Origin of the sequence: Idiomarina fontislapidosi, from assembly GCF_003226255.1 — a bacterium.
Classification (GTDB): Bacteria; Pseudomonadota; Gammaproteobacteria; order Enterobacterales; family Alteromonadaceae; genus Idiomarina; species Idiomarina fontislapidosi.
The window spans coordinates 449,441-455,440 of record NZ_QJST01000002.1 but is presented as its reverse complement, the minus strand read 5'-3'; the positions used below and the strand labels follow the sequence as shown (position 1 = coordinate 455,440).

At 48.0% G+C, this 6,000-nt stretch carries 7 protein-coding genes; 5 read left to right on the top strand and 2 right to left on the bottom strand.

Going from position 1 to position 6,000, the window contains the following annotated elements; genetic code table 11:
• On the bottom strand, nucleotides 1-366 hold a 366-nt coding region (locus tag DFP83_RS04710; RefSeq protein ID WP_126753138.1), incomplete at its 3' end, for a transposase.
• Between the two features lie 160 nt (nucleotides 367-526).
• Between DFP83_RS04710 and DFP83_RS04705 the strand changes: the two genes are divergently transcribed.
• From DFP83_RS04705 to DFP83_RS04690, 4 genes are all read left to right on the top strand, one after another.
• Nucleotides 527-865 carry a tRNA-binding protein gene (locus DFP83_RS04705; protein ID WP_110573651.1) on the top strand — a complete coding sequence of 113 codons (339 nt, stop codon included), beginning with the start codon at nucleotides 527-529 and terminating at the stop codon, nucleotides 863-865.
• Between the two features lie 29 nt (nucleotides 866-894).
• Complete coding sequence (locus DFP83_RS04700) at nucleotides 895-1,260, top strand: cupin domain-containing protein (RefSeq protein WP_110573649.1); 366 nt, start codon at nucleotides 895-897, stop codon at nucleotides 1,258-1,260.
• Between the two features lie 50 nt (nucleotides 1,261-1,310).
• Complete coding sequence (locus DFP83_RS04695) at nucleotides 1,311-2,450, top strand: hypothetical protein (RefSeq protein WP_110573647.1); 1,140 nt, start codon at nucleotides 1,311-1,313, stop codon at nucleotides 2,448-2,450.
• 74 nt (nucleotides 2,451-2,524) lie between these two features.
• Complete coding sequence (locus tag DFP83_RS04690) at nucleotides 2,525-3,391, top strand: AraC family transcriptional regulator (RefSeq protein WP_110573645.1); 867 nt, start codon at nucleotides 2,525-2,527, stop codon at nucleotides 3,389-3,391.
• 78 nt (nucleotides 3,392-3,469) lie between these two features.
• On the opposite strand, the gene DFP83_RS04680 is transcribed toward DFP83_RS04690, so the two are convergent.
• Nucleotides 3,470-4,750, bottom strand: coding sequence for an NAD(P)/FAD-dependent oxidoreductase (locus tag DFP83_RS04680; RefSeq protein ID WP_110573642.1), 1,281 nt, complete (start codon nucleotides 4,748-4,750; stop codon nucleotides 3,470-3,472).
• A 202-nt stretch (nucleotides 4,751-4,952) separates the two neighbouring features.
• Here DFP83_RS04680 and DFP83_RS04675 point away from each other — a divergent pair, with 202 nt between their 5' ends.
• Nucleotides 4,953-5,972 carry a zinc-dependent alcohol dehydrogenase family protein gene (locus tag DFP83_RS04675; protein ID WP_110573640.1) on the top strand — a complete coding sequence of 340 codons (1,020 nt, stop codon included), beginning with the start codon at nucleotides 4,953-4,955 and terminating at the stop codon, nucleotides 5,970-5,972.
• Nucleotides 5,973-6,000 lie beyond the last annotated feature (28 nt).

Genomic DNA, 6,000 nt, shown 5'->3' with positions numbered 1-6,000 from the left:
TCTTGTGTGAATGTACGTTTTGCTCGTTTCATCAGAAGTACTCATGCAAATCAGTAGTATAGTAAAACTGTTGCATTGACCACTTGAATCTACAGTAGCCTTTTTTAGAATCGATTTTTCCCGCTCTAACCGATTCACGCGAGCTTCAAGCTCCTGTATTCGTTGCTGCTCCGCAGTCATCGCCCTGGACTTAGGCGTTTGACCGCTTTGTTCACTTTCTAGCTGTTGAACCCAATTTCTAATCGTATTTTCATGTACATCAACAGCCCGGCTTGCTTCCGCATAGCTGTAGCCTTGTTCTGCTACTAAATTAGCGGCCTCATACCTGAACTCAGGACTGAATGATCGACGTTGTCTTCTTGCCATTGAACACCTCTTCGTTAAGGGTAATACTACCACTTAAAAGAGTGTTCGGGTTTAGTCTGCCACTACAGGTGGTTTAAAGCTACATTTGGTAAATGCAGACAATGAGGCGTAATTAGCCATACACATTAATGCGTTTTGGAAAAATCACTGAGGGCGAGTTATGGAATCTATTAATTGGGCTGATTTTGAAAAAGTCGATATTCGTGTCGGCACGATTGTCGATGTTCAAGCTTTTCCGGAGGCGCGTAGACCTGCTTATAAGTTACAGGTCGACCTCGGTGACAAAATTGGTATTAAAAAGTCGAGCGCACAGATCACTGATTTATACACACCGGATGAGCTACTCGGTAAGCAGGTGTTAGTGGTCGTCAACTTTCCACCAAAGCAAATCGGTCCGTTTATGTCGGAGTGCTTAGTGACTGGACTGCATCGAGCTGATGGCTCTGTCGTTCTGTCGACCGTGGATAGGGATGTACCCAATGGGACTCGGCTGGCATAGCCAATGAAGCACACTAATAAGGAAATCAAATGCCACACAACGCTATCAACTTTAAAGAAAAACTAGGTCTGTTTAATGAGCAGTGGTCGCCTAAGGTCATTGCAGAGATGAACGACTATCAATTTAAAGTGGTCAAGCTGCAGGGCGACTTTGTTTGGCATGTTCATAAAGATACTGATGAGACTTTTATTGTACTCGCGGGTAAGCTGCGTATTGACTTTAGAGATGGTCATGTTGAGTTATCCGAGGGTGAAATGTACGTCGTACCCAAAGGCGTCGAGCACAAACCCTATGCTGAGCATGAAGCCCAAGTGTTATTAATTGAACCTCGTGGTGTGGTAAATACTGGCGACGAAGAGGATAGTAAAACGGCGGCGAATGATGTTTGGGTTTAGTTGATACGTGATACGTTTATAGTGATTAGAACAAAAAACTAGGCTTTACCATGAATAAATTAGCGCTACTTCTGGCTCTCATACCTTTTTTATTGACGGCATCAATAAACGCCAAAGATGTGTCGCTCGACCAATTTCCTGAGCAGTTAAGAAAGGGGGAGGTGAACAACATCTTGTCTCAGTTTTCTGAGCAACCGCAAATGTTGGCGCAGGTCTACTCGATTATGGGACGTGCTGATAAAGCCTATGACTTGATACAGCGTTTGTCTAACGCGCCATTTTGTAATGACGTTGGCGGTTATGAAAAAATCTCCGGCGAAGCGAGGGTAAAGTCGATGCTCGCTGACGAATCGATTTTTATGATCAACGAGAACCACTTTAATCCAGCATCACGAACGCTTACGATGACATGGTTACCGTGGCTCAAAGCACAAGGTTTCACTCATATTGGTTTTGAGGCGTTAGAGCCTAACGAGAGGAGTAAAGACGGCTTTTATTCTCAAGAGCCGATGATGTCTAACTTGATTAAAACTGCCGAGGAATTGGGTTTTGAGGTGTTTGGTTATGAGGCAGAGAAGTTAGCGCCTGAAGATGCCGGCTTTGTAGAGCGCTTTGAGTTTAGGGATAAGCAACAAGCCAAGCATGTTGTCGCTGAAATTAAGAAAGCGCCCAAGGATGCTAAGTTTGTGCTGTTTGCTGGCTGGGGGCATGTCGGGGAAGCGCCGCTGCGCGGACCAAACTCGTTAACTTATCGTGTGCTGGGCGATTTTTTGAATAACACCTATGGTTATGAAACCTTTAGCATTGATACCACCGCTTGTGCTTTTGAGCCGGTTGATGAAAGCCCAACCACAACCTACGCGTATTCAAATGATGGTAACGTACTGAATGTTGGTAGCGTGCAACCGGTCGATAGCCAAATCCGCGTGCCCATGGCACCCGCTGATAACCCGAGTTACTTTCGGCGATTGCTAGGCGAGGCATTTCTCCCAAATACGGATAGCTGGCCGCCGAGTACGGCCGTCATTTTACAAGCCTATTATGCGGGTACTGATGTAGTGGCTGATCGAGTCTTATCGGAAGCCAACGAAAAACGGCCACTGTTCCTTGATGAAGGCGAATACCGTGTCACGCTGCACGATTTAGATGGCAACCTGCTATGGCAACAGCGTGTTAACCGAACGTTGTGAATTGAGCAATTTTAATCAAGCCTGACAACCTCAGTTGGGTTTTAATGATGACCTGCTGAGGGGGAATGTGCGGTATGACGAACTATCAACGTCGGTTTTTGGAAGTGATCAACTACATAGAAACACACCTTGATACCGATCTTGACGTTAATGCGTTATGTCAGCACGCTTATTTGTCTAAATACCATTTTCATCGCCAGTGCTCGGCATTCTTTGGGATGTCTGTGATTAAGCTCGTGCGGCTACTGCGACTTAAACGGGCGGCTTATCAGCTCGCTTATAGAGAAAATGGCAGTATTTTGGATATCGCACTGGCGAACGGCTACGAGAGTCACGAGGCATTTTCGCGGGCGTTTAAAAAGTATTTTGACAAAAGCCCATCCGATTTTCGGGACACACCGAACTGGGCTCCTTGGCACGCTCAATACGACCCCATATTAACGCTAAGGAACAACATAATGAGTAACACCGATAACTTTAATGTCGAGGTGGTTGACGTTGATGAAATTGCAATTGCTGTGATGCCACATCGTGGCGCCCCAAATCGGTTGGGGCAAACGATTCAAAAGTTTATTGAGTGGCGTAAGCTGAATCGACTTCCACCGAGTAAAAGTCGAACGTTCAACTTGGTGTATGATGACCCTAATACGACGGCGCCGGAAGACTACCGCTTTGATCTGTGTTGCTCCACAGAGCAGTCCGCTGAACCCAATGACTATGGTGTTGTCGATAGTGCTATTCCTGCAGGCAAATGTGCGCGAGTGAGACATACGGGTAGCGATGACGCGATAGGTATTGTGGTGAATTTTTTGTACACGCAATGGCTAGCGGATTCAGGTTATGACATCAGAGACTTTCCGATTTACTTTGAACGGATAAGCTTTTTCCCTGACGTCCCAGAGAGTGAAATGATCACCGACGTGTATTTGCCCATTAAATGAGGTGCTCGGACGTTCTTCAACTGCTGAGGAGTTGGCATTTCTTCAGCAGCCGGGTTCGAGCTTTTAGCCACGCCTAAACTAACCTTTTGGCTTTAACCGGCTAACGCCGAGCATGCGCATGCCAACGCGTTCGTATACTGGCTCGCTGGTGCCATGTTTCACTTTGTGGAAGAAGTATTTTTCAAAGCCTATTTTTGCCCAGTGCACCCAACGCCCGGAACCTGTCCAGTTTTGGTTGCGTGGTGGGTTCTGTGGTACCGCTAAAAATGCCATACCCGTATTACCCATATCCGCCAGGCATAATGCACTGAGCGTGGGCTCTGTGGTTGCAGGTTGCTCTGCTAAGGTCGATTGGATATTCGCCACGATAGCGGAGGTCATAGATTCGATCATGAGTCCGGTTTTGGGAGCACCGACCGGCACCGGGGTTTCTTCAATAGGCGCGATGGCGACACAAACACCGGCGGCATAAATTTCAGGATAGGCGAGGGCGCGTTGATATTTGTCGATTTTAACGAAGCCTTTGGGATTACACAAATCGGGGACCTCGGCGATGGCTGGTGAACCTTTAAAGGCGGGTAAAAACATCGCTAAGTGATACGGTAGCTGTTGCTGGGACTTGATGCTGCCGTCGTCGTTGATGACCTCAAAGGATGCTTTGTCTTGCGTGAACTCTGTCACTTTCGCGTTACAGATCCATTTTATTCCGTGCTCTCGAAACTGATGTTCCATCAGACCTTTTGAGTCGCCAACACCACCCAGCCCCATGTGACCGATATACGGCTCTGGGGTAACAAAGGTAATGGGCACCCGGTCACGGATTTTACGTTTACGTAGCTCATACTCTAATGAAAGCACGTACTCATAGGCGGGACCAAAGCAGCTCGCGCCGGGTAGTGCCCCGACCAATACGGGACCTGGATCTTCTATGAGTCGTTGAAAGGCTTGATGAGCTTTTACTGCATGGTCAACGGTACAAATCGATTGCGTATAGCCGTGCTCTGGACCGGCACCTGGGACTTGTTCAAAGGCGAGCTTGGGTCCCGAACAAATAACTAAAAAATCATAGTCTTTTTGGCTGCCATCACCGAGGGTGAGTTGCTTGTGAACCGTATCTATTCGTTTCACGCCCGAGCTGTTAAATCCGATGTGATGTTTATCGAATATCGGCGTAATGGGGAGGACGACTTGCTCGCGTGTTCTGGAACCTAACGCGACCCATGGGTTCGACGGCACGAAGTTGAACTCATTGCCCTCATGGATCACTTCGATATCAACGGTTGCTGATAGCTTCTCGCGTAGCTCAAAAGCGACTGAAACGCCGCCCAATCCGGCACCAACGACAATAACTTTGCTCATTAAGCGTCCCTGTTGTATTCAGGAGTATTATTTGAATATGGTGGGCGGTTAAAAATTAGTCAATACATACATCATAAACAATTAATAAATAAGCAGATTAAATTGATTGATATCAGGATTGAGCTAAAGAGCGCACAGGCTGATCCATTCTTCGCTATCAAAACTACAATTCAGTACTCACCTTTATTAAAGGATCACGAACATGACAGACAAGATTAAGGCGCTAAAACTCAAAGACCCTTTTGGTTTAGATAACATCGAGGTTACTGAATTGGACGACCCAGGTCAGCCCGCGGCGGGAGAAATCCGCGTGCGGGTTAAAGCCAGTTCGTTGAATTTTCATGACTATGGTGTTGCCGCTGGTTTTATTCCAACCGAAGATGGGCGCATTCCGATGTCAGACGGTGCGGGCGTTGTCGAGGCCGTGGGCGAGGGTGTTGAAGAGTTTGCTGTGGGCGACCCTGTGGTTTCAACGTTCTTTCCCTACTGGCAAAGTGGTCCAGCGCCCGTGGGTGACTTTAAGCAGACGCCCGGGGATGGCATTGATGGGTATGCCCGTGAAGTGGTCGTGCGCCCTGCGCACTTCTTTACTCACCAACCTAAAGGCTATAGCCATGCTGAATCGGCAACACTGACAACGGCGGGTCTCACGGCTTGGCGCGCATTGGTCGTCGACGGCGGCATCAAACCCGGCAACTCGGTGTTGGTACTGGGTAGTGGCGGTGTTTCGGTATTTGCGTGCCAGCTCGCGAAGAGCCTGGGTGCGACAGTGTTCGCTATGTCATCGTCGAATGATAAGCTCGAGAAGTACAAAGCGCTTGGTGCGGATCATACGATTAACTACAAAGAAGACCCGGAGTGGGGTAAAACCGTTCGCAAGCTGACGGATGGACGCGGTGTTGACCACGTTATTGAGGTGGGCGGCCCCGGTACGTTACCGCAGTCTATCAATGCTGTCGCGATCGCCGGCCATATCGCGTTGATTGGCGTGTTAACCGGCAGTGCGGGTGAAGTACCAACGGCTAAGTTGATGGCAAAGCAAGCGCGTTTACAAGGACTTATCGTGGGCAGTTGCGATGATCAAAAAGACTTTGTGCGCGCGCTCGAAGCCAATGGCGTGAAACCTGTTATCGACAAAACTTTTGGTCTTGAAGAACTGGCTGACGCATTCCGTTACGAAGAGTCGGGCAAGCACTTTGGCAAGATTTGTTTAGCGTTTTAATTGTTTACTCACTCGTTGAAAGCCGTGC

Bases quoted from the DNA above. Each gene is read 5' to 3' on its own strand.
- DFP83_RS04705 (WP_110573651.1), top strand. From the start codon at position 527: ATGGAATCTATTAATTGGGCTGATTTTGAAAAAGTCGATATTCGTGTC.
- DFP83_RS04700 (WP_110573649.1), top strand. From the start codon at position 895: ATGCCACACAACGCTATCAACTTTAAAGAAAAACTAGGTCTGTTTAAT.
- DFP83_RS04695 (WP_110573647.1), top strand. From the start codon at position 1,311: ATGAATAAATTAGCGCTACTTCTGGCTCTCATACCTTTTTTATTGACG.
- DFP83_RS04690 (WP_110573645.1), top strand. From the start codon at position 2,525: ATGACGAACTATCAACGTCGGTTTTTGGAAGTGATCAACTACATAGAA.
- DFP83_RS04680 (WP_110573642.1), bottom strand. From the start codon at position 4,750: ATGAGCAAAGTTATTGTCGTTGGTGCCGGATTGGGCGGCGTTTCAGTC.
- DFP83_RS04675 (WP_110573640.1), top strand. From the start codon at position 4,953: ATGACAGACAAGATTAAGGCGCTAAAACTCAAAGACCCTTTTGGTTTA.